The sequence below is a fragment of the Novipirellula rosea genome, assembly GCF_039541335.1.
Classification (GTDB): domain Bacteria; phylum Planctomycetota; class Planctomycetia; order Pirellulales; family Pirellulaceae; genus Novipirellula; species Novipirellula rosea.
Map to the genome: position 1 here is coordinate 66148 of NZ_BAABGA010000050.1, position 26906 is coordinate 93053.

The 26906-nt window shown below is 53.4% G+C and carries 26 protein-coding genes; 4 read left to right on the forward strand and 22 right to left on the reverse strand.

Features of this window, described 5'->3' with window-relative positions:
- Positions 1 to 39: 39 nt before the first annotated feature.
- Positions 40 to 507: a cyclic nucleotide-binding domain-containing protein gene (locus ABD971_RS20545; RefSeq protein ID WP_339942552.1), complete on the forward strand. Its 468-nt coding sequence runs from the start codon at positions 40 to 42 to the stop codon at positions 505 to 507.
- Positions 504 to 1643 (forward strand): 4Fe-4S dicluster domain-containing protein, encoded by a 1140-nt coding sequence (locus tag ABD971_RS20550; RefSeq protein ID WP_345325143.1) that lies wholly within the window; start codon positions 504 to 506, stop codon positions 1641 to 1643. The genes ABD971_RS20545 and ABD971_RS20550 overlap by 4 nt, the downstream gene beginning before the upstream one ends.
- 22 nt (positions 1644 to 1665) lie before the next feature.
- Here ABD971_RS20550 and ABD971_RS20555 read toward each other — a convergent pair whose 3' ends face one another.
- The 5 genes from ABD971_RS20555 to ABD971_RS20575 all read right to left on the reverse strand — a co-directional run bounded on the left by ABD971_RS20555 (position 1666) and on the right by ABD971_RS20575 (position 10808).
- Complete coding sequence (locus tag ABD971_RS20555) at positions 1666 to 2673, reverse strand: beta/alpha barrel domain-containing protein (RefSeq protein WP_339942550.1); 1008 nt, start codon at positions 2671 to 2673, stop codon at positions 1666 to 1668.
- 122 nt (positions 2674 to 2795) lie between these two features.
- The gene (locus tag ABD971_RS20560; RefSeq protein ID WP_345325146.1) at positions 2796 to 3737 is read right to left on the reverse strand and encodes a universal stress protein; all 942 of its coding nucleotides are present in this window, start codon (positions 3735 to 3737) and stop codon (positions 2796 to 2798) included.
- Between the two features lie 38 nt (positions 3738 to 3775).
- Complete coding sequence (locus ABD971_RS20565) at positions 3776 to 4693, reverse strand: universal stress protein (RefSeq protein WP_345325148.1); 918 nt, start codon at positions 4691 to 4693, stop codon at positions 3776 to 3778.
- Positions 4694 to 4903: 210 nt separating this feature from the next.
- Entirely contained in the window at positions 4904 to 6619 is a 1716-nt protein-coding gene (locus tag ABD971_RS20570; RefSeq protein ID WP_345325150.1) for an HDOD domain-containing protein, read from the reverse strand.
- Between the two features lie 64 nt (positions 6620 to 6683).
- Complete coding sequence (locus tag ABD971_RS20575; protein WP_345325152.1) at positions 6684 to 10808, reverse strand: PAS domain S-box protein; 4125 nt, start codon at positions 10806 to 10808, stop codon at positions 6684 to 6686.
- An 884-nt stretch (positions 10809 to 11692) separates the two neighbouring features.
- On the opposite strand from ABD971_RS20575, the gene ABD971_RS20580 reads away from it, so the two are divergent.
- Positions 11693 to 12775 (forward strand): GGDEF domain-containing protein, encoded by a 1083-nt coding sequence (locus ABD971_RS20580; RefSeq protein WP_339942545.1) that lies wholly within the window; start codon positions 11693 to 11695, stop codon positions 12773 to 12775.
- A gap of 32 nt (positions 12776 to 12807) precedes the next feature.
- Here the strand turns inward: ABD971_RS20580 and ABD971_RS20585 are convergent, their stop codons facing one another.
- Positions 12808 to 13782, reverse strand: a complete 975-nt coding sequence (locus ABD971_RS20585; protein ID WP_345325154.1) for a PP2C family protein-serine/threonine phosphatase — start codon at positions 13780 to 13782, stop codon at positions 12808 to 12810.
- Positions 13783 to 14038: 256 nt separating this feature from the next.
- On the opposite strand from ABD971_RS20585, the gene ABD971_RS20590 reads away from it, so the two are divergent.
- On the forward strand, positions 14039 to 14299 hold the full coding sequence (locus ABD971_RS20590) for a hypothetical protein (RefSeq protein ID WP_345325156.1): 261 nt from the start codon (positions 14039 to 14041) through the stop codon (positions 14297 to 14299).
- A 42-nt stretch (positions 14300 to 14341) separates the two neighbouring features.
- On the opposite strand, the gene ABD971_RS20595 is transcribed toward ABD971_RS20590, so the two are convergent.
- The 16 genes from ABD971_RS20595 to ABD971_RS20670 all read right to left on the reverse strand — a co-directional run bounded on the left by ABD971_RS20595 (position 14342) and on the right by ABD971_RS20670 (position 26892).
- A complete protein-coding gene (locus ABD971_RS20595) occupies positions 14342 to 15700 on the reverse strand; it encodes a dihydrolipoyl dehydrogenase family protein (RefSeq protein ID WP_345325158.1) in 1359 nt (452 codons plus the stop codon).
- On the reverse strand, positions 15697 to 16212 hold the full coding sequence (locus ABD971_RS20600) for a carboxymuconolactone decarboxylase family protein (protein WP_345325160.1): 516 nt from the start codon (positions 16210 to 16212) through the stop codon (positions 15697 to 15699). Before ABD971_RS20600 ends, ABD971_RS20595 begins: the two co-directional genes overlap by 4 nt.
- A gap of 327 nt (positions 16213 to 16539) precedes the next feature.
- A complete protein-coding gene (gene hypB / locus ABD971_RS20605; RefSeq protein ID WP_345325162.1) occupies positions 16540 to 17241 on the reverse strand; it encodes a hydrogenase nickel incorporation protein HypB in 702 nt (233 codons plus the stop codon).
- Positions 17238 to 17600, reverse strand: a complete 363-nt coding sequence (locus tag ABD971_RS20610) for a hydrogenase maturation nickel metallochaperone HypA/HybF (protein WP_339942539.1) — start codon at positions 17598 to 17600, stop codon at positions 17238 to 17240. The genes hypB and ABD971_RS20610 overlap by 4 nt, the downstream gene beginning before the upstream one ends.
- Before the next feature lie 76 nt (positions 17601 to 17676).
- Complete coding sequence (locus ABD971_RS20615; RefSeq protein WP_345325164.1) at positions 17677 to 17982, reverse strand: hypothetical protein; 306 nt, start codon at positions 17980 to 17982, stop codon at positions 17677 to 17679.
- 85 nt (positions 17983 to 18067) lie between these two features.
- Positions 18068 to 19090 carry a hypothetical protein gene (locus ABD971_RS20620; RefSeq protein ID WP_345325166.1) on the reverse strand — a complete coding sequence of 341 codons (1023 nt, stop codon included), beginning with the start codon at positions 19088 to 19090 and terminating at the stop codon, positions 18068 to 18070.
- Between the two features lie 270 nt (positions 19091 to 19360).
- Entirely contained in the window at positions 19361 to 20452 is a 1092-nt protein-coding gene (hypE, locus tag ABD971_RS20625) for a hydrogenase expression/formation protein HypE (RefSeq protein WP_345325168.1), read from the reverse strand.
- A gap of 6 nt (positions 20453 to 20458) precedes the next feature.
- The gene (gene hypD / locus ABD971_RS20630; protein WP_345325170.1) at positions 20459 to 21631 is read right to left on the reverse strand and encodes a hydrogenase formation protein HypD; all 1173 of its coding nucleotides are present in this window, start codon (positions 21629 to 21631) and stop codon (positions 20459 to 20461) included.
- The gene (locus ABD971_RS20635; RefSeq protein WP_345325172.1) at positions 21628 to 21921 is read right to left on the reverse strand and encodes a HypC/HybG/HupF family hydrogenase formation chaperone; all 294 of its coding nucleotides are present in this window, start codon (positions 21919 to 21921) and stop codon (positions 21628 to 21630) included. The genes hypD and ABD971_RS20635 overlap by 4 nt, the downstream gene beginning before the upstream one ends.
- A 102-nt stretch (positions 21922 to 22023) precedes the next feature.
- Entirely contained in the window at positions 22024 to 24321 is a 2298-nt protein-coding gene (gene hypF / locus ABD971_RS20640) for a carbamoyltransferase HypF (protein WP_345325174.1), read from the reverse strand.
- A gap of 27 nt (positions 24322 to 24348) precedes the next feature.
- Positions 24349 to 24861, reverse strand: coding sequence for a ferritin (locus ABD971_RS20645; protein ID WP_339942531.1), 513 nt, complete (start codon positions 24859 to 24861; stop codon positions 24349 to 24351).
- A 116-nt stretch (positions 24862 to 24977) separates the two neighbouring features.
- Positions 24978 to 25187 carry a dodecin gene (locus tag ABD971_RS20650; RefSeq protein ID WP_345325177.1) on the reverse strand — a complete coding sequence of 70 codons (210 nt, stop codon included), beginning with the start codon at positions 25185 to 25187 and terminating at the stop codon, positions 24978 to 24980.
- 161 nt (positions 25188 to 25348) lie between these two features.
- Complete coding sequence (locus tag ABD971_RS20655) at positions 25349 to 25717, reverse strand: hypothetical protein (RefSeq protein WP_339942529.1); 369 nt, start codon at positions 25715 to 25717, stop codon at positions 25349 to 25351.
- 217 nt (positions 25718 to 25934) lie between these two features.
- A complete protein-coding gene (locus tag ABD971_RS20660; RefSeq protein WP_339942528.1) occupies positions 25935 to 26138 on the reverse strand; it encodes a CsbD family protein in 204 nt (67 codons plus the stop codon).
- A 357-nt stretch (positions 26139 to 26495) separates the two neighbouring features.
- A complete protein-coding gene (locus ABD971_RS20665) occupies positions 26496 to 26675 on the reverse strand; it encodes a hypothetical protein (RefSeq protein WP_339942527.1) in 180 nt (59 codons plus the stop codon).
- Positions 26676 to 26739: 64 nt separating this feature from the next.
- A complete protein-coding gene (locus tag ABD971_RS20670; protein WP_339942526.1) occupies positions 26740 to 26892 on the reverse strand; it encodes a DUF3309 family protein in 153 nt (50 codons plus the stop codon).
- Between the last annotated feature and the right edge of the window lie 14 nt (positions 26893 to 26906).

Sequence of the window (26906 nt, forward strand, 5' to 3'; positions counted from 1 at the left end):
TCCATTTCGCGAATCGCCGACTCACGGGGCCTTTATTCGATGAGCCAGAAACACCTCGACACGATCGGACTCGACAGCGGAGGCTCGCCTTTTTTAATTCAGCCGTTGGCAGATCTAGCATCGCTGGAGACGTACCCCGCTCAGCGGTTGCTCTTTCGTGAAGGCGAAGTCCACGCCAAGATCTACTGGATCAAAGAGGGCCGAGTGCGGTTGGAGATGTCAGGAACGCGAGCCGGCGCAAAGGCGATGTTAACAGCTGGCCCTGGCGATTTGTTGGGATGGTCCGCCGTGCTGGGCGATCAACGGATGACCGCCACGGCAATGGCCACGCTCGAAACAACTTTGATTTCATTTGATGCGGCCGCGCTTTCACAGCTTTGCGAACAAAACCACGACATTGGTTACAAGGTGATGTACACGATCGCCAAATCACTTTCAAAACGATTGGTGGCGACTCGCCTGCAACTACTCGACTTGTTCTACCAACCGCAAGGTACTTCGGAATGAACCAGCCCGCCCAACGCGAAATGTGGTGGTTGCCGCGAGGCGAGTTACAACAACTGATCGATGCATTGCATCGCCGGGGATACCGAGTGGTCGGTCCCACGGTGCGAAACGGTGCAATAATTTACGACACCCTGACCCAAGTCGACCAGTTGCCCACGGGATGGACCGACACCCAATCGCCCGCCACCTACCAGATTCAAAACACGCATCACCAGCGGCAATTCTATTTTAACGCGAGTCCCGATTCGTGGAAAAAATTCCTTTACCCCGCTCGCCAAGAACTCAGCGGTGCGAAGCTGACTGCTGACGGCTGGCAATTTACCGATAAGGTCGAGGATCCCGAGAGTGTCGCGTTGTTCGGCGTACGGGGTTGCGATCTGAGGGCGATTGAAATCCAGGACCGTGTGTTTCTGCGTGGAGAGTTCGTGGATCCGATTTATTTGCGGCGACGCGAATCGGCACTGATCATCGCGGTGCAATGTTCCACTGCTGCTGCGACATGCTTTTGCACCTCGATGAACAGTGGCCCAGACTGCACGAGCGGATTCGACATCGCCCTTACCGAAACTGAAGCGGGGTACTGTGTCGAAACGGGAAGTGAAAGGGGCGAAAATATCGTTGCCGAACTCGGACTGAACACGGCGGACGCAGCGCAAAGAAAACTTGCCGCTGCCGAGCTAGAAAATGCGAAGCAAGCGATCACGAAACGACTCGACACCACGAACCTTCATGACGATCTACTCGACAACCTGGAACACTCGCACTGGGATGAAGTTTCCCGCCGTTGTTTGTCATGCGCCAACTGCACCATGGTTTGCCCGACTTGTTTTTGCTCAACCGTCAACGAAGTCAGCGACTTGGACCAGAGCGATGTGACACGCGTCCGCCAATGGGATTCGTGTTTCAATCTCGACTTCAGCTACACCGCCGGCGGCACGGTTCGCAACGACGTTCGCAGCCGTTATCGGCAATGGCTGACGCACAAGCTTGCGACTTGGCAAGATCAATTTGACACGACCGGCTGCACGGGCTGCGGACGATGCATCACGTGGTGCCCGGTGGGCATTGATTTGACCGCAGAAGTCGCCGCGATTCGCGAACCTCAATCGGAGAACACCGACACAGCACTGCAATGAACGATGCGATCAAATGCGGACATTAGTCACCGACCGGAGGGACGATATTGAGTCTTGCCGAGAGCGCAGCGACGTAGTGAACACGTTCTTCCTCGTGAGCGAATTCGATCGGTCGACGCATCTGAAGATCCGTGAGCGAATCGAATTGATGCTGTTTTAGAAACTCAGCCAGCCCGTCCAGTAGTTTCCCAATCACATCGGGTCCTGACCGATACAACTCACTTGTCACCATCGCAACATCGGCTCCCGCCAATAGTACCTTGATCACATCCTCGCTGCTGGCGACTCCACCACTCGCGGCAATCGACATCGCGGGGCAATGAGAATGGACTCGCATGATCGGATCGATCAATTGGATTGCGGATCCCGGCGAGGTCAGACTCCAAGTCGATTTCAGCTTCAAACTGTCGAGACAGATATCGGTATCGGGCCCGCGGCCGTACAATACGAAACCACTTGCCCCCGAACAGACGCGTCGAGCAAGGTGAGGCAAGCTGACGCCAACACGCTCGATCTTGATAAACAACGGGATCGAAATTGCTTGATCAATCTCTTCGATGGCGGCGACAATCGACTCTTCGATTTCACCTGATCCAGCGTGCTCATTCAAAGGTGGGTGATGAACGTTCAATTCGATGGCCGCCGCATCCGCTTCTTGCAATTCGCCCGCGTAGTCGAGCCAACCGTTAGCCGCGTAACCGTTCATACTGGCGATCACAGGTATGTCCAACTGCGAACTTGCTCGTTTCAGCAACGCCAAATAACTCTCTGCATCTCTGCAAGCAGACCGGATTCGCAACCGCTCGCTGCGTGCGAGTAACGCTTTTTCACGGTAGGTGATCGGACGTCCCATTTTCTGAGTCCATTCGATCACCTGTTCTTCAAAAACGGAGGGTAACACGATGGCGCCGGCCCCCGCCGTTTGCAGCCTCGCCCGCATGTGATCATCGGTCAACAACGGGCATGCCCCCACGACAATCGGAGTCCGTAACATAAGCCCGCCATAGTGGGTCGATAGATCAATACTCATGGAAGCACTCGATTGATAAACAGGGAAAGGATAAACAGAGGGAAGAGAATGATTAGAGGAAGAGAAAGCTGATTAGAGGGCCCCGCCCACGACCGTCGCGTGCGGCAGGGGTGCAAGCGTTTTCAAACACGGGCAGCTACCTGGACCGGCGAAACGAATCCCGAAGGTTTGATGGCAAGCATCGAACAGCTGAGTTCGGAAAAGATAGAATCCGCCGTACTACCGACTAAGGCTCCCGATACTCCGGTACGACACACCGTTCCCATCACCATCAAATCGGCTTCGATCGTATCGGCTACACTGCGAATGACTTCGGACGGATCGCCGCGATGCAAATGGATTTGAATGCGATTATTGTCCGACGATCCGGCTGGCAGCAATTCATCGAGCGCACGACGCACCTTGACCTGCTGAAGTTCCACCATTTGATCGATGGTTTCGTCGCCCATTCGCTTTCGCAATGGACCTTCCATCCACAAGCCCCAAGCGGCGACAAGATGCAATTGAGCTTGCTCGGCTCGTGCGATCGACAAAGCGAGTTCGAGAATATTGCGATTGAGTTGCTGATGGATATCGTCGTCGGCATCTAAATCAACCGCAGCCAGGACGCGATCAAATTGCCCATGTATTTCAGGTTTAAGGAGCCATACTGGACACGGACACATCCGCAGCAACGACCGTGCGACACTTCCAAACGCACCCCCGGGAGCCGAAAGACCGTCGGCGTTTTTGATCACCAAGTCGATATCTGCCAAAATCACTTGGCGGATAATTTCGGTCGCAGGATCGCCGGTGGCTACCACCAATTCAATCGGCACGGCCGTGTCGGCATATTCCGCCAACCTCGCCAATAACGCGTGTTCATGGTCATTGACCATGATGTTTTGTAGTTCCTCCGAATCGGTCGCGTCGCCGACCATGACAATCCCTTTGGGGATGGGCTTGATCACGTCCATGATCGTTAACGATGCTTCGTTACGGATCGCCAAACTCACCGCTCTGGAAAGAGCCGCTTCGTTAGAATCCGTTCCGATGTAACACAAGATTCGCTTGAAACGCTTCATAAAGACCGCTCCGGTCGAAGTTGAATCGTGACCGTCGTTTACGCTAATATCGTCGGAGACTTTTCTAGCAGAGGCTCGTCTTCCCGCACTTGATGGTTGCGAGCAATCCAGACACTACATTCCGCATGACGCAAGACATAACGCGAGGTGCTGCCCAGCAAAAAGCGACTCACCCCGCTACGTGACTTTTCGCCCACGACCACCATGTCAATCGCATTCCGTTCCGCAAATGTCACGATGCCTTCACCGACATGTTCATTCTCGATTAGGTGAGTTTGCGTTTGGGACGAGACGGTGAGCAGTTGATCATGGGCTTGACTCAAATTCTCGTGGTACTGCCGAACAATCTGAGAATCTTCTGGCAACACCCCAAAGAAGTCATGCAAGTACGAAGCGATCGACAACACATGAAAAACCGTATCGCTGCGCCATGCAATCTCGGTCATCTCGCGCAGCGCGGCTTGCGCCGGAGCATCCACGCCAAACGCCAAGCAAACTCGAAACCCTTCCTCGTATTCATGTCGCCCCGCACTCCGCACCACTAAAACGCTGCAGTGAGCATGCGTTGCAACGTGATCACTTACACTGCCCAACAACATGCGACTGATTTGTGAACGTCCTTTGGCACCGACGACAATCAAATCCGCCGCCATCGCCTTCGCGGTGTCGACAATCGTTTCGTTCGGAGATCCTGATTCGATTCGATGACGAACCGAGACACTCGTGCCATCGAAGAGCGTCGAAATTTTGTCATAATGGGCTACGGCATCCTTGCGGTCTTGATCACACGCCTTCTCATAGACATTCAGTAGCGGATCATCATCGTGCACCAACGGACGCTGAACCACACTTAGAATGGTCAGATCCCAGTGATTACGGTGTGGCAACGTCGAAACCCAGCGGGCGGCTTCGTCTGAAATGCTCGAACCATCTACAGCGAGCAGCACCTTATGCATCGGCGATCTCCTTAACTTGACTTGGCTCCATTTAGCAAGCAACTAGAGTGCCAACCTACGTCGCGAAACGCCGCGCTCGCTCGGATGCGTCCGAGTCGCTTCGGCGTTGATCTGGACCGCCCCGAAGCGTGCGAACTGGCACGTTTCAGTGAGCCATAGCGGACACCTCGGGTGTCCGTTCCTGCGCCGCGCGGGACGCATCGGCACGTCTTAAGACAACATTTTCGACACGGATATCGAAGGGTGTGGAATCGCCTCCGCTAAGCTTGCAAAACTGCAGGGCAACGTGTGGACCGTACGATTCGGCTGTACACGAACCGCCTGACCGCTGCGAGCCAAAACCAAGCCACGGCGGGTTTCGAGCGTAGAGACATGTTTCGAGAGTTGACGTCTCGTCACGTCCAAAGCATTCACCACCATCATTGCACTTTCGGGTGCCGCGGATGCGGATGGCATGAACCCCATCGCCGGCAACAGCAACTGCACGATATCAAAGTCACTTTCCCCCACGCAGTGATAGCAGCAGGGATTTCGTGCGTCAGATGCATCGAACAAGCCGTCGGGATCACCGAATTCAGCCATCATCTCTGACAATGCATCGCGTGTTCGGGTAACGATTCCAGCAACCGATCCGCCACAATATTGTTGCAGAACACTAACGGGCGGAATCTCGATAAGATCCCAAGATTCCCATTTGCCCACGGCAAGCCATCCCATCAAGACGGCGACTTTTACGAGTTCCGCCCCTTCACGATCCGCCGGATCGAGCGACTCGAGCTGTCGGTAGGACATGTCGATAAATTGCAGTGGACCGATAATGTCCTTGGGAATCTGGCATTGATTCAACAATCTCGCCAGCGACTCGGACTGCGTCACCGCAAGCGTCCGATGTTCTAACGTCGCTAAGGCTTCGCCGGAAACATTGGCGTGATCGATCAAAGCCGCCATATCATCGGGAAAGGCCTTCGCCAGCACCATCCGGCCGAGTGAATGCATCGCAGCACTGAGCAATATCCCTGCATTGGCACTGGAGTTCTTTTTTAACGAGATCAGAATTTTTGCAGCCGCGCGGGCAGCAAGACTTCGTTGCCAAGCGAGTGGTACATTCATCGAAGTCACCGCCATATCACGAATCGATGAACTGGCGTTTAACGCCAACGCTAATTCCCCCACATGACGTCGCCCGATGCGTACGACAATCTCTTCCAATCGCAGATTCGATCCCGACCGGTTATAGAAGCTGCTGTTTCCCAAGCGAGTTAGTTCGGCACTTAAATTCGGCTCGCGGCCTATCGCGGCCGCAATGTCACCGATTTCCGAATTGGGGTTACATGCGAGTCGACACGCTTCGATCACATCCGCGGAAAACGGCAGCGATTCGACCCCCAGTGCATTGACCGACCGAGCAGTCATCGGTTTCACCGGAGCTGAAGGAGAGGAAGATTTGATTTTAAGGCCGTCCAAATCAGATGCGCCCCACTGTTTTGAATCTGCCCTCGTAGACGCTTTCTCTTGTGTCAACATCTCTTTTGCATCACGACGGCTGATTCGCCTCTGTACCATCGCGACCATCTTGGCAGCAAACGCTGCGTAATTGGTGGGTTTATAGACAATATCATCCACCCCTCGATTCATTAAATCTTTGACGATACGCGGCTCGATCACCGAAGTATGAATAGCAATGGTCGGACGGTTTTCGAGTTTCAACAGTTCAACCGTCAGTGCATGTCCGTTTTTGTGCGGCATCGCCAAATCGGTGACGACGAGATCGTAATCGCCGCTTGCGATCAACTGCATCGCCTCGTGCCCATCACTTGCCTGATCGCACTGAAACCCTTCATGCTGAAGAGCAAACATCATCATTTTTCGAGCGATCGCTTCATCATCGACGACAATAGCTAAACGCTTCGCTTTTTGCTCACTCACGTAATTGCCCCTGTTACGTTTGATTTGCTATAGAATTTTCAGATTAAAAGTACGAGGAAATCGCTTAATGCTCGGTCCATAGCGTGGTCCTCTTTTTTACGATGGGGACGTAGCTGAGGCATTCGTCCACCACATTCTTCAGATCATCCACCAAGCGATGCAGCACCTCTATTTCTCCCGACTTTCCCGCGGATTCGATGCGGGCGGAAAGGCACTGGATGTCCTGCGCGGCGACAATGCCAGCGATGCCTTTGAGCGAGTGAGCCACTTTGGAAACTCCCGCTGTGTCACCGTGATCGGTCAATCGAACAATCTGGTTCATTCGATCACGACCATCTTCGGCAAAGGAATCGAGTAGCGACGCCGCAAAGCTGGCATCGCCCATACACCGGTTGTAGAGCGAATCGAAATCAATCGGCGGCAAATCGGACCGACACGTCACCGTCGAATCCGCCTGGACGCCGCCGGGATTTATGGACTCTCTCTGATCCCCGTTCAAAAATGCCCGAACCATTGTGACGAGATGGCTAGGGTTAAACGGTTTGGGCATATAATCATCCATGCCCGCATCCAAACAAAGCTCGCGATCACCTTTGATCGCATTGGCGGTCAGCGCCAAAATGGGTCGATGTCCTTTCAACCGTCCTTCGGATTCCTGTTTTCGAATCTGGCGAGTGGCTTCATAACCATCCACCTCGGGCATTTGGCAGTCCATTAGGATCAGGTCGTAATCCTCGGCTGCGACGGCCTTGATCGCTTCGCTTCCGTTTTTGACGATGTCACAGTGCCATCCTTCACGCATCAAGATTTCTTCGACATACAGTTGGTTGGTCAGATTGTCTTCGGCCACCAAAATCCGGACGTCGGTGGTGAAACCATCGTGATCGAAAGTTTCATCCGACGTCACCGGTGGTACGCCCCGAGGCTTTTTGCAGCAGGAATCAACGATCGTATCGAGCAACAACGATTGTCCTACCGGCTTCGTCAGAAAATGGTCAAACACGACGCTGGATTGGGGAAAATCGGCATCCATCGGAGCCATCAAGAACAGCAACAGATCATCAAAGGCCAAATCCTCGCGTAATCGCCGCCCCAATTCGATCCCATCCTGGCCAGGCAAAGTCTTGTTGATCAAACAGATATCAAACGGTGCCCCCTTCGCGCGTGATTTCGTTAACAACTGCACGGCATCGTCTGCGTTTTCAACGCACTGGACCTTGATCTGCCAACCCTGCAACATGCTTTGGAGCGTACGCCGACACTCGTCGTTATCTTCGACCACAAGCACTTGCAAATCATGAATTTGCTCGTTGGTCACTCGTTCCGCGGTAATCCGTTCGCGAGAATTCACGACATGAATTCGTTTGAATGTCAGGGTAAACCAAAACTCCGATCCAACCTCTTCTTCGCTTTGAACCCCAATGCTTCCGCCCATCAATTCGACAAGCCCTTTGCTGATCGAAAGTCCCAGACCCGTACCGCCATATTGGCGACTGGTCGAACTGTCCATTTGCGAGAATGCTTGAAACAAGCGATGGACGCGGTCCTTTGGAATTCCGATCCCGGTATCCGTAATCGAAAACCGGATGGTCGCCTCACTTTCGGTCAACCGTTGTGGCACGGCAAGCAGCGTGACTTCACCTTTCTCGGTGAATTTGATCGCGTTACCAATCAGATTGATCAGAACTTGGCGTAGACGATTGCTGTCGCCCAACAACGTCAAGGTCGAAGGGTGATCGAGATGGTAAAGCAATTCGATCTGCTTGCCTTCCAGTCGAACGGGCATCGAGGTCATGACATCGTCGAGCAGTTCCAGTAGATCGAATCGATGTTCGTCCATATCAAGATGTCCTGCCTCGATTTTTGAAAAATCCAAGATGTCATTAATTAGCGTCATCAACGCTTTGCCGCTCGATTGGCAAGCGCCGACAAACCGTTTCTGCCGAGCATCAAGTCCTGTTTCGGAAAGCAACTCGGTCATTCCAATCACTCCGTTTAACGGGGTGCGTAGCTCATGACTCATCGAGGCAAGAAACTCACTTTTGGCCAAGTTGGCTTTTTCCGCAATGCGTCTTGCGGATTGCAATTTTTCTTGGGCTTCCTTTTGCGAGGTGGCATCCAACACGAAACAGAGTGTCAGGTCGTCTTCGTCATCAAGATGGGTGGCACCAATCACAATCGGCACACGCGTTCCGTCTTGACGAAACAACTCTTTCTCGTAGGGTTTGACAGCGCCTGTCGCCAGCAGTTCCGTCATCGCCTGTTCGTCAATCGGCAAGTATTCATCGGGGGTCATTTCTCGCCAATCCAATACCTCCTTTTCAAATTCAGCACGAGTGAAATCGACGATGCGGAGCATTTCATCATTGGCTTGAACGACTTCGCCACTCAAACGAATCATGGCAATACCGACAATGTCCGATCGCAAGAATCGCTCGAAACGTTTTTGCTGCTGCCGCATGGCGATTTCGGCATTCTTTCGCTCCGTGACATTGACTTGCGTTCCAATAAACTGAGTCAATTCGCCTTGGTCGTCAAAGACGGGATCGATCTTCAAATCAATCCAATATTTCTCACCCGACTTGTTGTAGTTCAGAATTTCCACCGCAACGCTTTCAGCGCGTTGCACTGATTCGGTGATCAAGCGAATCGTATTGGCATCGGTCTCGGGGCCTGCCAACAGGTCGTTAGGGTATTCCCCCAGCACTTCGCGAGTCGTGTATCCGGTCAGATGTGTAAATGCATCGTTGACCCACTCAATTCGTCCTTCGGCGTCACAAATCACGACCGAATGTTTCGTTTTGCTCGCCACCAGCGAGAGCTTGCGAATTTGCGATGTGTATTCACGTAGTTTTGCGTCAGCGTCCTTTCGTTGCTGAATATCCTCGACCACCGCAATAAAGTGTTTGGGGTTGCCGGTCACGTCACGCACTAACGACACCGTCAATTTTCCCCAAACCTGACTCCCGTCTTTGCGGAGATAGCGTTTTTCCATTGAATAGGAATCAATCCGTCCATCGAGTAGAAACTGGACGCTGTCCAAGTCGGTATTGAGGTCATCCGGGTGCGTGAGATCTTGAAACGTGGACTGCAGCAATTCCTCGGCGCTGTATCCCAGGATCTCACAAAGCCCTTTATTCACACGTAGCCATTTACCGATCGGAGAGACATGGGCGATGCCCATCGCAACCTGCTCGAATGTGCTTTGAAAATTGTTCTGACTCTCCCAAACAGCGTCATCCTGAAGTTGCTGTTGTGTAAAGTCGAGACAAACGCCGATAAAACGATCCGGCTTTGCGTTGGCACCAAAAACAACCTTTCCCTTGGCGCGTACATAATGAGTGGTCCCATCGGGATGCAGCACGCGATATTGGGTGTCGTAGCGACATCCGGTTCGAATACTCTCGTCGACAAGTTTCGTCACCCGTTCGCGATCGTCGGGATGAAGTGCCGCAGCAAATAACTCAAAATCGATGACGACATGGGGATCAATCCCCAATATCTGGCGAGTGGTACTGTCCCATGTGAAGGTGTTGGTATTCAGTTCCCATTCCCAAACTCCGACACGCCCTGCTTCCAGGGCTAAACTGAGACGCTCTTTTCCCTGCTGCAACTGTTTAGTAAGCAGTGCGGCCGAGGGAATTCTTAAAGCAGCCGGCGTCACACGAACGAGCATGATGACGGTTGCCCAAGAGATCACCGCCGAGCAAGCTTTCATCAATCCTGACAACCGATAGACCGGCCACCAAAAGATTCCTGCTTCGATCAGATGCGTGATTCCACAAGAAAGAATAAACGCCGCAAACAACCAAATCACTCGGGGAAAGGGTAAGTCGCGACGGTGAAGCAAGAATCCCATCAATACGAGCGGGATGGCAAAGTAGGCGCCGAAAATCGCGACATCGGAAACGATATGTAACCACCCCACATCGGATGACCATGTGCCGCAGTACCAACGCGCTGGAAAATCGGTGGTGTCCACCAATTTCGAGAAAAAGGTAGTAACGCCTTCGGCGTGAAATTCCCGTTCGCTGCCTGCAGCGATGGCGACCGCTGAACAACCACCATCGCCGCAGCAACTCGCGAGTGAATCAACAGAACGAGAAGACAGGGGGGTATCCGCAGCACTCACATGCGTGGCTAGCAACAATGGGATGCAGATCGCTCCGACCCATAGGTTCGAATTCAATATGCAGCGATCTTGATTTGATTTGACGATGCCAAATCGCAGATACGAACTCACAGCTTGCCCCCCGCGAGATTTATAAAAACATTGACACGCCCCCCGCTTAGCGAGCTAGGGAACGCTAAAAAACCTTAGGTCACAGTTTGCAAAGACCCATGAAACAGGCGGGTATCCGCACTAAATCACCGCAGAAAACAAGGTATTTCGGCCCACCCCCCTTCGGTTTCACGCAAACAGTTACGGCTGAAGAAAAAGCTTAGGGACAGCGATGCGATCAAGTGTGGCATTCAGGGTGACATCCACGCTTTGACGCATGCAGTGACGCGGACGGTGCAGTGTTGTGACTCAGGTTCGCTGTGAACCACAAACGTCACTCCCGCGTTAACCGGATCAATCATCGTGTCGATTCGATCGTCAGCCCCGCAGGCAGCGAGATCAAGCGAGATTACGATCACCCCATAACACCGGGGGACACCCAACCCTCCCCAGGTGATTTCTTCATGAAAAATTCATCGACCAGACCATCCCCACTTTCACAGGATGTATGATTCTTCCGATGATGTCGTCGCGGACGGTTTCTTAGGAGCGAGGATCCCGTCACAGACGACAATTTGTAAAGCAAAGCGAGTCACGAGGCGATCATCGCGGCAACGGCAGTTCGGATCCAGCAATCGCCACTCTCGTCTCCGGCAATCCGACTTAGTGTTGTTGTCCCTTTAAACTCTAGATGATCAAATACGGCACACCTTCATAGGCGGATGAGTGTGCGCTGCCGACACGGGCTGACAACTCCGGCGATCGTCGGTGTGTCGACTTGGCGTCGACCGCTGCAGTGAAATTTCGACTGAAGACTTTAGCAACATGTTTATTTCTAGGAGTTTTATTGCGTGACCTCCGAATCACCCGCCACTGACTCCCCCCCCAACTTTGACTACGCGTTTACGATTGCAAAAAAAGCCTTGCAATTTGTGGGACGATTCCGCACTCCGCCAACGCCCAAAGTCTATGAAGTTTGGTATCGATACGCCGAAGGACGGAGTCCCGAGATTTGTGAGCAGTTAAGTTGCGCCGTGGATGAGGCCAATAGTGTCACGACGCAGCAGCTCGAGGCGTTGCATCACCAGTTTTGCCAACCATCCGGCGCAGAACTGAGCACACAGATCAGCACCAAATTGGGAGCAGAACTGCAAGAATTAGTGCTGGCGATCGATCGTCAGATGCATGCCGGGGAAGAACTCGGAAACTCCATCGACCATGCAAATCGTGATTTGACGGCAGCGAATATCACTCCGGAAAAAGTGAAAGCCTGTGTGGCTGAAATCATCGCGAGCAATGCGGCGATGCAGTCTCAATTGGATTCAATGAAAGACCAATTGAAACTGTCGCAGGGGCAAATCAGTCATCTACAAGAAGAGCTCGTCGCATCTCAGCGGTCGACGATGATCGACCCGCTAACTGGTGTCGGCAATCGTCGATGTTTCGATGCCTTGATGGAAACCGCAATCCGAGGTCGCCACTTGGATTCCGCAGATGATGCGGTGTTGATCCTAGTCGATCTCGATGGTTTTAAACAGGTCAACGACCAACTCGGCCATGCGGTGGGCGACAGTCTACTAAAGTTCATTGCGGCAAAAATCCAGTCGGTTAATGGGAATGCCACAGTGGCTCGCTATGGCGGCGACGAATTTGGCGTTTTTATGCGTGTCACGTCCGCGAGTGACGCGTTGCAGTACGCCGAAGAAATCCGCAGCTCGCTGGCAACCCACCGATTCAAGCATCAAGCGAGCGGACAATCCTTGCACCAGATTACAGCGTCGATCGGTGTCGCCATTTTGCGAAACGATGACTCGCAAAAGAGTTGGTTTGACCGTGCGGACAAACTGCTTTACTGCGCCAAGGAAAATGGCCGCAACTGCATTCGTGCCGAACGCCAACTCAATCGTGTGTCGCTGGCCCATGACGATGCATAAGTGATCCGAAAATAGCCGCGTGAGGGTGCTTCTTATCTTACCGGATCCGTCTCACTTACCAGCTCCGTCTGACTCACCAGCTCCGTCTCACTCACCGGCACCGCTTTGTCGTCGATGTCATCCGCCTCGGGTATCAACACATCAATGGCCTCTTCGCTTTCCTGGATCGGACGCGACTTGCGAAATCGGCACGCGACGATCGTAAGGTTATCGCTGCCGCCGGCATCGTTGGCTTCCTGAATCGCTTGGTTGCATGCGTTCTCTAAAGAACGGTCGCTTCCAATCAGTTCCGCAATACGTTTGCGACAGAGATGCTTCGTTAGCCCATCGGTGCACAACACTAACGCATCTCCGATTTGCAAATGGTAGGAAGCTGCATCGGGATGCGGTTCATCTTTTCCTCCCAGCACGTTCCACAACATGTTCGTCAACGGACCTTCGCGATCCGGTTCGGACTCTTTGGATTCGCGGTGCCCCAACACAGCTTCGGCCATGGTATGGTCACGCGTCAATTGTTTGATCTCGCCGTCACGCAGCAAATAACAGCGGCTGTCCCCCACATGAACGACAAACATTCGTGGCCATGCGATATAGGCCATCGTTAGAGTCGATCCCATGCCTTGCCGCTGAGGAGCCAAGGCAATATCACGCTCGATCATTTGTTGGCAGTTCAACAATCCCGCCTTCAAGTGCTTCTGAAATTCCTCGTCCTCGTGGATATCGTCATGCAGCAAATACCAGCTGAGCGAATTGAGCACGTAGTCGACGATCCCGTCCAATGCCAATTGACTTGCGCGTTCACCGGAGTCGTGTCCTCCCATCCCATCGGCGACCAACAGAAGTCGCCCCTGCGTTTCACCAAACAAACGCGTGCGATGATCCAATGCCAAACTTGTTGAATGGACCCGCATCGATTTGCACAGATCCGAAATCATAAAGTGATCTTCGTTTGTGTTGCGTTTGCGACCAATATCGCTCGTCCCAAAGATCTCCATCTGTCCGTGCATTGTGCGGCTCCAATTTCGCGCGAGCGAGGTCCGTTATGAAAACAATGTGAAATTAATAATCGCCAAGAGAGAACAAAATGGCCAATTCATCGCTGATTTTTATTGAATTGACGTTCCCTTTGGCTAAGCAAAGTCTGTGCCAGAGCCTCTGGTGTCGGCATGACAATTGCAACGCATCAGCACAGATTCAAGATTCTGCCGAGTGCAAACCGACGGTGTTTGCGGGTAGCAAAGTTCGATGATAGGAGAGGACGTTATGCGTGTCGTAATCGCGGTAGTCGTTGTTGTGTTGATCATGGCTCTCGTTGGCTGGCTACGGTTCAGTTCCCCGGCGGGCAACCCGACGATCCAAGTGGACACCGAGAAGGTAAAAGAAGACACATCGATATTGGTTGAGAAGTCGAAACAGGTAGTGGACCAGGCAGCCGAGAAGGTGGACGCCAGTATCGAGCGTGATCCGGTTGAGCGTAATCCGGTTGAGCCGGAACCAGTTGAACGCGAACCAGTTGAGCAGTAGGGTCCACTGCGAGCGATAATCGCCCGCCAACAACAACGATCCTCACACCATTTTGCGTACGTCCGATGCAAATGTGGGAAAGACAAACAACGTTGATTTGACGTTGGTTGCGGTCAATCCAAACTTCATTGCCAAGGCAAACAGATTAATCGTTTCCTCGGATGCAGGACCTAGCAAGTGAGCGCCGAGGATCAAATCGGTCTTTTTGTCAATGAGAATCTTGTAGCCCGCGCATCGCTGGCCCGTTTTACGAACCGATCCCCAGGTCGAGGTGTCTTCGTGGTGAACGTCCACGTCATGGGATTGACGTGCCTGGGTTTCGGACATGCCCACCGCGGCGATCGAGGGGACTGTAAACGCGACGCGTGGAATGACGTCGTATTCGGGTTGCTGCATTGAATTTGACGTGAAAAGATTCTTGACCACAACACGGGCTTCTTCATTTGCCGTGGGTGTCAACTGCGGTTTGCCGGTGTCGGCGCAATCACCTGCGGCGAAAACGCGAGGGTTGCTAACACTTCGCAAAAACGCATCCACCTTGATTCCCTTGTCACCAAATTCCACCTCACCCGCCTGCAGATCAAGGCCCTCAAGATTCGGCACGCGGCCCGCGCCATGGACCACTAAATCGGCGTTCACGGAAAGGGTTTTCCCTTCCTTTTTATAATTCACCTCGAACGATTGATCACCGCATTGGTTGACTGCGGTCACTTCGGATTGGGTGTAAATCTTGACACCGTGCTTCGCACAATATTCGCTCAATTGCGAAACGAGATCTGTGTCAAAGGAGTTCAAAATCTGATCGCCGTGCTGTAACACCGTTACGTGGGAACCGTAGCGAGCCACAACACAAGCAAACTCCATCGAAATGTAACCACCTCCGATAAACACCACGCGGCTAGGCATGTCGGGTAGTTCAAGAAAATCATCACTTTGCACGACATGCTTCTCGCCCGGGATATCGAGTGGACGCGGACGTGCTCCGGCACCAATAAAGACCCGCTCCGCCGTAAGCGTGTGGTTTCCGACACGAATCGTGTCGGGAGCGGCGAAGGAAGCAGTGCCCGAAAAAGTTTCGATCCCTTTTTTACGGTACGACGCTTCGCTTTTTTCAATCACGGGTTCGGTGAAGGTCTGCTTGAATTGCAGTAATTGTTGCCAATCGATTTTAACCTTCTGGTAATCGAGAAGTTTCCCCCGTCCGCCAACAACCCGATCGATCAAGTCGGCCGCATTGACATAAACCTTTTTGGGGTTACATCCACGCAGGGCACACGTACCACCAAATTCCCGTTCCTCGATCACGGCCACTCGCTTTCCCTCGCCGCGAGATTTCTTGGCGACAGTCGAAGCGGACGGTCCTGTACCGATCACGATCAGGCCGAAATGAGTTTCACTCATGGCAGCTGAATATCCAATCCATGATTAAAACGATTGGTAAAGTTCGCTAGCGCCACGGTCGCAGCGAGAGTGACCAATTGCGTCTCGTCCAAGAACTCTTTCAGTTTTGCGACGGTTCCGGGGTCCACCTGAGCTGTCTTGGTAAGCTGCTCGGCATAAAACAGCACCGCCTTCTCTTGATCATCAAACGCTTCGCTCGTCTGATAGTTGTCGATATCCTTGATCTGCGCATCCGATGCACCGGCTTTCTTCGCTGCTTGCTTGTGATAGTGCGAACAATACTCGCACCCGTTGACTTGTGACGACTTGAAATAGGCGAGCTCGCGAAGTTTCCCTGGCAAATCGTTCTGAATTCCATCGTTGATTTGAGTGACTCCGCCGAGCACATCCGGTTGATAGGCCAACGTGTTAAAGATATTCAGCGATTGACCAAACTTTTTCTCGATCGCTTTCAGGATGGGCTGAGCATCCGCAGGGGCGTTGGATTGATCAAGCGGTTTAACGTGTGGCATGGGTGGTCCCTCGAGAGTAGCAATGCAAATGGATGAGCAGCGGGATGACCTCCCGCTTGCACCGCTGTACACAGGGCAATTGATGTGCCAAGGTTTCCGGTCGGCTTGCATCCCCATTGGATCGATTCTGCAGCAAACCATTGATCGCTGTGGCACCACGCTGAGCCGCAAACGATCAACGCCGACACAGAACCCTGGGCTTTTCCTAGCGGAGCGGGGCAAGCCGCCCGGTCTAATCGCCCGGTCTAATTCACCCGGTCTAATTCGCACCTTTTGATTCGCTGCAACCGGACGGCTGGCGGCGTGCCGCTATCAAAATGATTGGCATCAAGCCGACTTGGTGCGGCGTGCTTCCAAGCAACCGAGCAAGCTGTCCATTTGGGTCCCCGACTTGGCCGACACTTGCAAAACCTGCATCCCGGGACGCACCGCTTGGATATTTTGGTGAGCCGCGGCGGCGTCAAACTCAACCACTTCGGCCAAATCCATTTTGGTGATCACGGCAATGTCGGCCGTGTTAAAGATGGTGGGATATTTCAGCGGTTTGTCTTCGCCCTCGGTGGTGGAAAACAGCACCAAGCGAAGATGTTCTCCGAGGTCATAGGTAGCGGGACACACCAAGTTGCCAACATTCTCGATAAACAGATAGTCGAGCTCATCGAGCTGCCAACCTTCGATTGCCTTTTCCACCATATCGGCTTCTAGATGACAAACCGTACCGGTGGTGATTTGCCGCACGGGAACTTCGGCCCGCGCCAAACGCGCGGCGTCGTTTTCGGTCGCCAAATCACCGACAAGTGCAGCCACGCGAACGCCACGCTGCCGCATCGTCGTTAGCGTTCGCTCTAAGAACATGGTTTTTCCCGATCCGGGACTAGAAACCAAACTGACGACAAATACCTGCTGATCGTGAAAGCGTTGTCGGAGCCGCCGCGCCGCGACATCGTTTTGTTTCAGTATTTTGGTACGGACCTGGACGAGTCTTGTCACCGCAGCGTCGGGGGGATGTTGGATGCGTTGTTCGGTCATTGCGTCAGCTTCGAAGTTTCCAATTCCATCGCGACCACTTCTAACTCGCAGCCTTGCGTGATTTCCGGCGAAAGCGTTCCGCATACACTGCAGCACAGACACTGGATGGAATCCGCCAACTGATCGCATTCGCACTTGGGACAACGCACTTTCACCGGCACGTCCTGGATCTTCAATTCCGCATTTGCCAGCAGCGTTTCTTCGCGAGCGATTTCGAACGCGGACAACAACGCTTCGATCACGACGCCCGACATGCGGCCGATCTTCAGATGCACCGCGATCACATTGGCATCAGCTCGATCCCGCGATTCTTCGCTGGCGATATCGATGATGCTCATTGCGATAGATAATTCGTGCATGGCTGGCCGCGTCACGTGTTCTGTGGATTCGCGATTCCATCCCTGTGTTGGCTGGGGTGGATCTCCGCCGCTGCTTTTAGTTCGGATCCAAGGGTTCAACCTCTTCGAGATGGTAAAAGAAGCGATGTCCCGGTTGACGCTTCGCATCAGGTTCACTGTGGGGACCATCATCCATTACCAACGCGAGGTGCACCTTGTTTTCATTGTCTTGCTCGATATCTTCGATGATCGCGATTTTTCCTGCCAAGATGATATCCGTACTGTCGCCACTTTTTTTGGGCCACACGCGAACACGATCCCCGACACGCAAATCGCGGCCACAGAAACTGACACATTTAGGGTGGGGCTGGCCTTCGAGTCGATTCCAATCTTCTTCTTTCATCACATCTTCCGTTTAATAAATGGGTGAGATAAAGATCCAACTTGTCGCTTTTTTTAATTCAGAGCCATCCTTGCTGGCGGTAAACTCAAGTCTCTTTGGATGATCGATGCAAAGCTTTCCTTTGTTCCAAAGAGATCGATTCGTTTCGTTGCAAATTCTGCCACGCTGGCTCATCCGTGCTTCGCAATTCCTGTTTTTCTTGATCGGTCATCGTCATCACTCGCATCGCTAACATCTCGTCGATCTCGGTCTCGTCAAAACAGTCAACGGAACTTTGCGATGCGATTTGTGGATAGTCGTGCCGAATGCTGGGGGTGGCTAGCATGCAGTGGCGATCCGGTGGATCCCCCGCCAAAACCGGCCACAGTTTTTGGTTTTGGCACGTCGCTGCGAGCACTGCCCATTCCGGCGGCGGGTTGATCGTAGAAACAAATTCGCCCTCTTCGACGCCGAGAATCAGATGTGCCGAGGCAAAAACTTGATCTAAACGTCCCTCGCGGTGGCACGCTGGCAGATCGGACAGGTTAGAGGTGTTTCGCAACGTCACCGTCAATTTAAACACATGATCATCGATCACTTCGCCTGTCATCTCGACATCACCGGTGATGCTCAATTGGCTGCGTTGCACAACGGCGATGCAGCGACCATGGTCCTCGATCGGCTCGACATCGGAGGCCAAACTGAACGAAAATGCATCATGCTGGGCATTCCCCACCATTTCCTGGAGCGATTGCGTCGATGGGCGGATCTCGCGCTGGACCGCTTCTTGCGAAGCCTGATAAAGCATTTCGCCGATCTCAATTGAAATGACTGGCGTGGCTTGCTGCGGCCAATCCCAAGGAAGGGTATCTGCGGGGGAATCGAGTTCAAAAATGTCACGATTCAGCAGATGCAAAAAACGCGCAGCAATGCTAATTCTCGGTGCTTCGCCGACCACCAAACACTGCACCTGCATCCGATCGGGTTCCCCCAACGCGTTGCCTGCCGGATGGAGCGTGCCCAAAACGCTCCGTTTGTTTTTTATGATCGCCGAGCCCCGATAGGGATACAGCATGTAGCCCTGGTACAACAATGCATCGGCAATCTTCTTCACTCGCTCAAAAATCATACCGCTGTCCCCCGGAATGCATCTTTTATGCAACCGCTTTAACGTTTGCAGAAAAGTCGCAGTGAGCTTTCTCGTTTATAACGCTGCAACCACTCGCATGCATCCCATTGCAAACCGATCCATGCAGAAATTCGGATAATAATATTCTCGTCTCTTGTTCCAAACCGCGACCGGCATTCGCTATCGTCCCGTTTCGCGATTCGTTGGTGATTCGTTGGTGATTCGTGTTGGGGCGGTGACTCGGCCACGTTGCGGGGCATTCGCGGTACATCAGCAAATCCTCGGCAATTGCTCGCCGGCCAACATCGTCACGACGCGTTGGCCACCGATCAGACTTCGCATCACCACCATGCCCGTATGATCCGCGACCACACTTCCAATCACCGCCGCATCTCGGCCACGCGAATGCTGTTTCATTACTGTTAAAAGTGATTGGCAATCCTGTTCAGGGACCACCACAATCAATTTGCCTTCATTGGCCACATACATCGGGTCCAATCCGAGCATCTCACATGCCGAATGAACCTCGGCCCGCACCGGGATCGAAGCTTCGTCGAGTGAAATCCCGACTTTCGATGCCGTCGCCAATTCATTCAGCGTGCTCGAGACGCCGCCACGAGTCGGATCACGCATCACGCGGATCGAGGGACATGCGTCCAACATCACTCGCGTTAAATCATTCAGCGGCGCCGTATCGCTTTCTAGCGCCGTTTCAAACTCAATCCCCTCACGAGTCGACATGATCGTCATCCCGTGATCGCCAATGGTTCCGGAAACGATAATTTGATCCCCAGGCCGAGCGTTGCGAATCGACAATTCACGGTTTGCCGCGTGCAGCCCGATTCCTGTTGTCGTAATAAAGACCTCGTCGCCTTTGCCGCGGTCGACCACTTTGGTATCGCCGGTGACCAACGTCACCCCGGCTTCATCGCACGCTTGACGCATCGAGACCACGATCCGCTGTAACGATTCGATCGCAAAGCCTTCTTCTAAAATAAAGGCAGCCGAAAGGTACAGCGGTGTCGCGCCGGCGACCGCTAAATCGTTAACCGTTCCGTGAACCGCAAGTTTGCCGATATCACCACCGGGAAAGAACAGCGGTTTGACCACAAACGAATCGGTCGTAAAGGCAATTCGCGGTCCCGAATTTCGATGATTCGGCAGATTGGTTTGTGAATCAAGCGAGAGCGTTGCGGAATCTTCGAGCGACGAGAGCACCTCGTTGCCGAGTTCTGCGAGAAAGACACGCTGGATTAGATCCGCACTTAACTTGCCACCGCTGCCATGCCCTAGAAGCACACGCTCGTATTGGCTACGAGGTGTCGGGCATGTCATTTGGTCAAAATCAGCAACGTGCGTCATGGTTTCTCAATCTGACGGTATCGGAACGTTTTTCGGTTCCAAGGGCACATCGTCCATAGGTACATCCGCCGTCGCAGCCGCCGAATGGTTTTGCAAAAAGCGTCCGTAGTTATAGTACGCCGCGCAGGCTCCTTCGGACGACACCATCGTCGCCCCCAAGGGATGCTCGGGCGCACACTGCTTGCCGAACGCCGGACAGTCGTGGGGTTTACGGATGCCTTGCAAAACCAGTCCGCTGATGCATTTGCTCGATTCCAACACTTGCATGTGGCTGACGGCAAATCGCTGTTCGGCGTCAAAGCGTTCGTATTCGGCTCGCAACCGATAGCCACTGCGGGGGATTGTGCCGATGCCACGCCACTTGCGATCGGTCACCTCGAACACCTCATCGATCAACCCCTGTGCCGCGCGACTTCCCTGACGCTGAACGGCTCGCGAGTATTGATTGTCGACACCGATTTTGCCTTGTTCGAGCATTCGCACACAGCGATAGATGCCTTCCAACAAATCGACTGGCTCGAATCCCGTCACGACAATGGGAATCTGATAGCGATCAGCCAACGGTTCGTATTCTTCGTAGCCCATCACCGAGCAGACATGTCCGGCGCCCAGGAAACCTTGAACACGATTGGTGGGAGACGACAAAATTGTTTCCATCGCCGGCGGCACCAAAACGTGCGACACAAGCACCGCAAAGTTATCGATCCTTCGCTTTCTGGCTTGCCAAACGGCCATCGCGTTGGCGGGCGAGGTCGTTTCGAATCCGACCGCAAAAAAGACGACCGTTCGATCAGGATTTTTCTCGGCGATCTTCAAGCAATCCAGCGGCGAATAGATGATCCGCACGTCGCCGCCGCGAGCTTTGATGTTCAACAGATCGCTTCGGCTGCCGGGGACACGTAGCATGTCGCCGAACGAACAAAAAATAACGTCATCGCGTGAAGCAATTTCAATCGCCTTGTCGATCAATTCCAACGGAGTGACGCAAACGGGACAGCCCGGACCGTGAACCAACTCGACTTTTTGGGGCAGCAATTCATCAATGCCATAGCGAACGATCGTGTGCGTTTGTCCGCCACAAACCTCCATGATCGTCCAAGGCTTGGTGACGACTTCACCGATCGCTCGCAGCAACTTCTTGGCTGCTGCGGCGTCTCGATACTCGTGCTGGAACTTCACGGCACGATCTCCACACGCGTCTCGTCCCCGTCTGACGCTAACTCCCCGTCTGCCGCTAACTCCTGCAGGTCATCCATCTGCTTGAGAAACTCAAACACCTTTTCCGCTTCCGCTTCATCGATCACTTGCAGGGCAAAACCGACGTGCACGATGACATACTTGCCGACTTCCGCATCCGGAGTCAGATTCAGACAGACCTGTTTGAAGATGCCGCCAAAATCAACCTTTCCCATCAAGACATCATGCTCGATGAAAGTTGCGACGACCTTTCCAGGGATACCAAGACACATCGACACGCTCGGGTTGATGAACACTTGAGTGAGGAAGCATCGTCTAACGTATCACCTCGCAGTCAAAATTGCGTGATGTTAAATCCTGATTTTGCTGCATTTTCAACGCGATTTCAACGCAATGTTTCCGGACTGTAACGCATGGGCTGCGATCGCAAGTTGCCCTAATGCGATGCCGCCGTCGTTTGCTGGCACACGCTGGTGTGTAAAGACATTGAGCCCCTTGGCTTCTAACTGTTCGGAAATAAGGGTGGCCAAAAGCGTATTCATAAAAACGCCACCACTGAGCACGATTCGATCTATCGAAGCTGATTTCGCAAGTTGGATGCACGTCTGCACTGTGATCGCCGCCAACGTGTTATGGAATCGACGTGCAATCAACGTCGTGTCGACTTTGTTTTTACAATCGGCAACCACGCCGCGTATCAGGGGACGCGTATCGACCGGATCGGTCATATTCAGCGCGTACGTTTGGGCACAGTCGGATTGTAACGCGAGCGTTTCAAGCTCCATTGCGGCCTGTCCCTCGAAGTGGACAGTTTGCCGGACACCGGTGATCGCTGCGACCGCGTCAAAAAGTCGGCCAGCGCTCGATGTCCAGGGCGAGTTGAATCCGCGATCGATCATTTGCTGTACGATTCGCACTGCGTTGGGGCCGATCGCTTGGTCGATTCCGCTCCGCCATCCTTCGGCGTCACAGCTCGCCATCGTCAAATAGCTCAGCGCCACTCGCCATGGTTCCTTGGTCGCCTTGTCACCACCGGGCAGCCGGACGGGGCGCAAATGGGCAGCACGCTTGAATGATCGGTAACCCCCGATCAAAAACTCGCCACCCCAAACCGCCTCATCGCCACCAAACCCGCTGCCGTCAAAAACCACCCCAATTACGTCACTTTCGATCCCATGTTCGGCCATACAGCTAGCTAGATGCGAGTGGTGATGCTGGATCGCAAATGCTAGCAGGGACTCTCGCTTGGCACGTTGGATCGCGTAGCTGGTCGAGGCGTAATCAGGATGCAAGTCGTGGACGAGCACCCGGGGTGTGATTCCGAACAACTGCTCATAGAGTCCGATATCACGCTGAAACGAGTCTAGCGCGGACAAGTCATCCAAATCGCCAATGTGATGACTCAAAAACGCATGAGTTCCAGTGGCGAGTGCGAACACGTTCTTGCGCTGCCCGCCGACCGCCAGCACCGGTTGCGGGCAATGGAACGGCAGCGTGATTGGCATCGGCGCCGCCCCTCGCGAGCGACGAATCGGCGATTCGCGGCCTGCGATCACGCGGGTGACGGAGTCGTCACAGCGGACACGAATCGGTCGATCGTGAACCAAGAATCGATCCGCGATCCCCCGAAGTCGTTCCGCAGCATCAGCGTCCTGGTACGCAATCGGTTCGTCGCTACGATTACCGCTAGTCATCACCAAAGGATCGTCCCCCACGCAATCCAACAACAATTCATGCAGCGGGCTGTAAGGCAGCATCACGCCAAGGAACGCATTGCCCGGCGCGATCGCGTCGCTAATTCCGACGGCCTCGTTTCGTTTCCGCAAGCAGACGATCGGTCGCTGCGGCGACAGCAACCGCTGTTGTTCCGCAGCGTCGATCCGACACCACTTTGCCGCCTGTGTGCAGTCGCGAACCATGATGGCGAACGGTTTCTGCTGGCGATGTTTACGTTGACGGAGTCGATTTACGACCGCATCGTCATTGGCCAGACAAACCAGATGGTAACCGCCGATCCCTTTCAGGGCGCCGATCTTGCCTTGCTTGATTTCCGCAACAAAGCTCGCCAATGGATCCGCCGATTCGATTGGCACAGCGATCTCGTCGAGCAACTGCAAACGAGGCCCACAAGCCGGGCATGCAATCGGTTGGGCGTGGAAACGCCGATCCATTGGGTTTTCATACTCGGCACGACATGCCGCGCACATTTCAAACGCAGCCATCGTCGTATTCACCCGATCGTACGGCGCACGATGGATGATCGTCAGCCGTGGGCCACACTGGGTGCAGTTCAGAAACGGATAGCGGTAGCGGCGGTCCGCAGGATCAAAGAGTTCACGTCGACAATCGGCACACATCGCCATGTCGGGCGAGACAAAGACGTCGGCGGCCAGCGTGGTCTCGCTGGCCAAAATCTGAAAGTGATTCTCGTGACGCACCGGAATCGAGTGCGAGCTCAGACGGTCAATCCTCGCTAACGCAGGAGCCTTTGACCGCAGCTGCTCCGTGAAATGATCCAGTGCGGTGAGACTTCCTTCGGCTTCGATTGAGACTTGGCCCGATCGGTTCTGGACGAAGCCAACAAGTTTCAACTGCGATGCAAGCGAGTAGACAAAGGGACGAAAGCCCACACCTTGGACGATGCCCGATACGGTGATCGTTCGCCGCTGCATGAGAGCCTCGTTTAACACCGAACGTCTTTAGTGAGCTGTGGTGTCCAGCGGCGGGTTACGTTCGCCAAGCATGTTGTCGAAATCGAGGATCGCTGCGGGATCGTTGGCAACCATCTTGATGCGAGCCAGGTTAGCGCGAGCCGATTGCTCTTCTTCGACTTGCTCGGTGATGAACCATTGCAGTTCTACCAAGGACGCAAACGCCTTTTGTTCCATCGCAAGTTGGAACAGGGCGTCGATACGCTGGGTGTTCTCTTTCTCTTGCTTGAGTGCCCACTCAAAAATCTCGACGATATTGGCAAATTCTTGACGCGGTGGATCAACTTGAGTCAGGTTCACCTCGACATCGCGGGCGAGCAAGAAGTCATAGATCTTCATTGCATGGGTGTACTCTTCTTGAGCTTGAGCACGGAGCCAGCCGGCGCATCCGGTCAACTGTTGGCGGTCGCACCAGGCGCTCATGGCTAAATAGGAATACCATGATCCCAACTCGCAGGAAAGTTGTTCGTTCAGGGCGTCGGTAACTTGATGATTGGACATAGGGACTTCACTTCAAAAATGAATAGGGATCGGTTCGGACTTTGCCGTTTCAACCCGCATCCTAACGCGCGACTTCGTGATTGGACTAGCTGGCTATCGCTCAATACCGACGGGCATTACTCGTCCAGCGTGAACCCGACCTTGATTGTCACCTGCCAATGCGAGACCTTGCCATCGGCGATGTCGCCTCGCGTCTCGATCACCTCGAACCAGCGAAGCCCTTTGACGGTCTTTGCGGCACGGGAGATCGCGTTGTTCACAGCGTCCTCGATCGAGGAGGTGGATGTCCCCGTAAGTTCGATCTTTTTGTAGATATGGTTCGACATGACGATTACTCCGAGTGAGATTGCGAGACCATCGCACCCCCTGTGCGATGGAACCGAGTATAGCGTATTTCGAACCGGGAAATTCACCCAAATCCGCGTGCGTTCGCAGCCTCAAAGGCTGACCTGAGTAGGGAAACAGGCACGTCAACCTGGATCCATTTCTAGGCATCGGTTGCCGAGCTGATATTGGCAGGCTTGGATGGCGAAGCGTCGCTAGGACTTCTCGATTCCCAGCGAGCAAGATCTGCGAATTTCTTAGCCAGTTTCTCCGAAATCGATGACAGCGCACCGCCGCGGTGCATCGCACAATCCCGGCACTGCTCTTTGACTCGGTTTTCCAGATCGACCTGAAATGAACGGTTCTTTTTTCCGACGTAGCCGCTCATCAACAGCGACTTCAACAGATTCTCGCTGCGGTCCATTCCCGCATCACTTTCGCCCGCCAAGGATCGGCAACAAATTTTGGCGAGTTCATTGAGATCGGCTTCAATTTCAGGATTGGTATCTTCGTTAATTTTTGTCTCGTTCATCTTCATTTCTCATAGCGAGCATGGTGGTATTTATCTTTCACGCGGGATCAATGGTCCCCATTCACGGTGCGAACATCGACACACTTCCTCCGTCATCCTTTGTTGTCATTGCGTCTCCTTTTTCTCTCACGCCCCAAAACGCTCCGTCGACATCGCACTGCGGACGGACCGCAGCCGAAAATCGAGGGAGCGTCGCACTCGCTAGACAGACTTGCCATTAGCAATTGCAAGATGATTCAAACTGTTGCACTTGCCGTTCCGCCTCTTCTCGGGCGATGCCATAGCGTTCTTGCACGCGGCCTACCAATTCTTCGCGTTTTCCATCGACACGATCCAGATCATCGTCGGTGAGATCGCCCCACTGCTGTTTGACCTGTCCCTTGGCTTGCTTCCACTTGCCTTGAATTTGGTCCCAATTCATCTCAATATCTCCCGCATGTGAAGTTGCACAAAAATCAGCCCGACTCGGGCGTATCCATTAGCCAATACAAGTGCATTTGCTGGGCCAAACACCGTCACGATCCGCTCGATCCTGCATCAACGACAATCACGAAAAATCCTTGAATCCCTATCACCCCCAAGGTGAACTCGAACGCGGTGAAGCATTTTCTCGTAGCCACCCCTTCGCCAGCAGGTGGTGATTCGCATTTGCGCGGCAACCATCCACGCTACAAAACGCAAATGCCGTATGCAAAAAAAAACAGGCAGCATCCCTGTCTCGGGTTGCTGCCTGATAGGCTTTTTTTTAACCGCTTGCGAGCGTGGCCCCGGTTGCTCTTTATTCGTCCACGTCAACAGTGATCTCGCCTGTATCGAGAGACCGCTCCACTTCGACGCCCCCGTCGGGTGTTTCGACGTCTAACAGCGTTTCTTTGTTATCACAGCCGACGATCGCGAATCCAACAAAAAGCGTCGCGATAGCAAACAGCGACCGCATTGATCGGAGAAATGAATTCATAATGAACCTGCAAATTTGATTTTCAAAGGAAGTAAAACTCGATATGGCCACTAACCGATGGCCATTAGACGTATCCCATCAACACCAGCACCAACACGATAACGACAATGACCGTCAGCGCTCCACTAGGGGCGTACCCCCAACTTCGGGAGTGTGGCCACGCAGGCAACGCTCCGACAAGTAACAAGATCAAAAGGATGAGCAAGAGGGTGTACATCACGATTCTCCGCT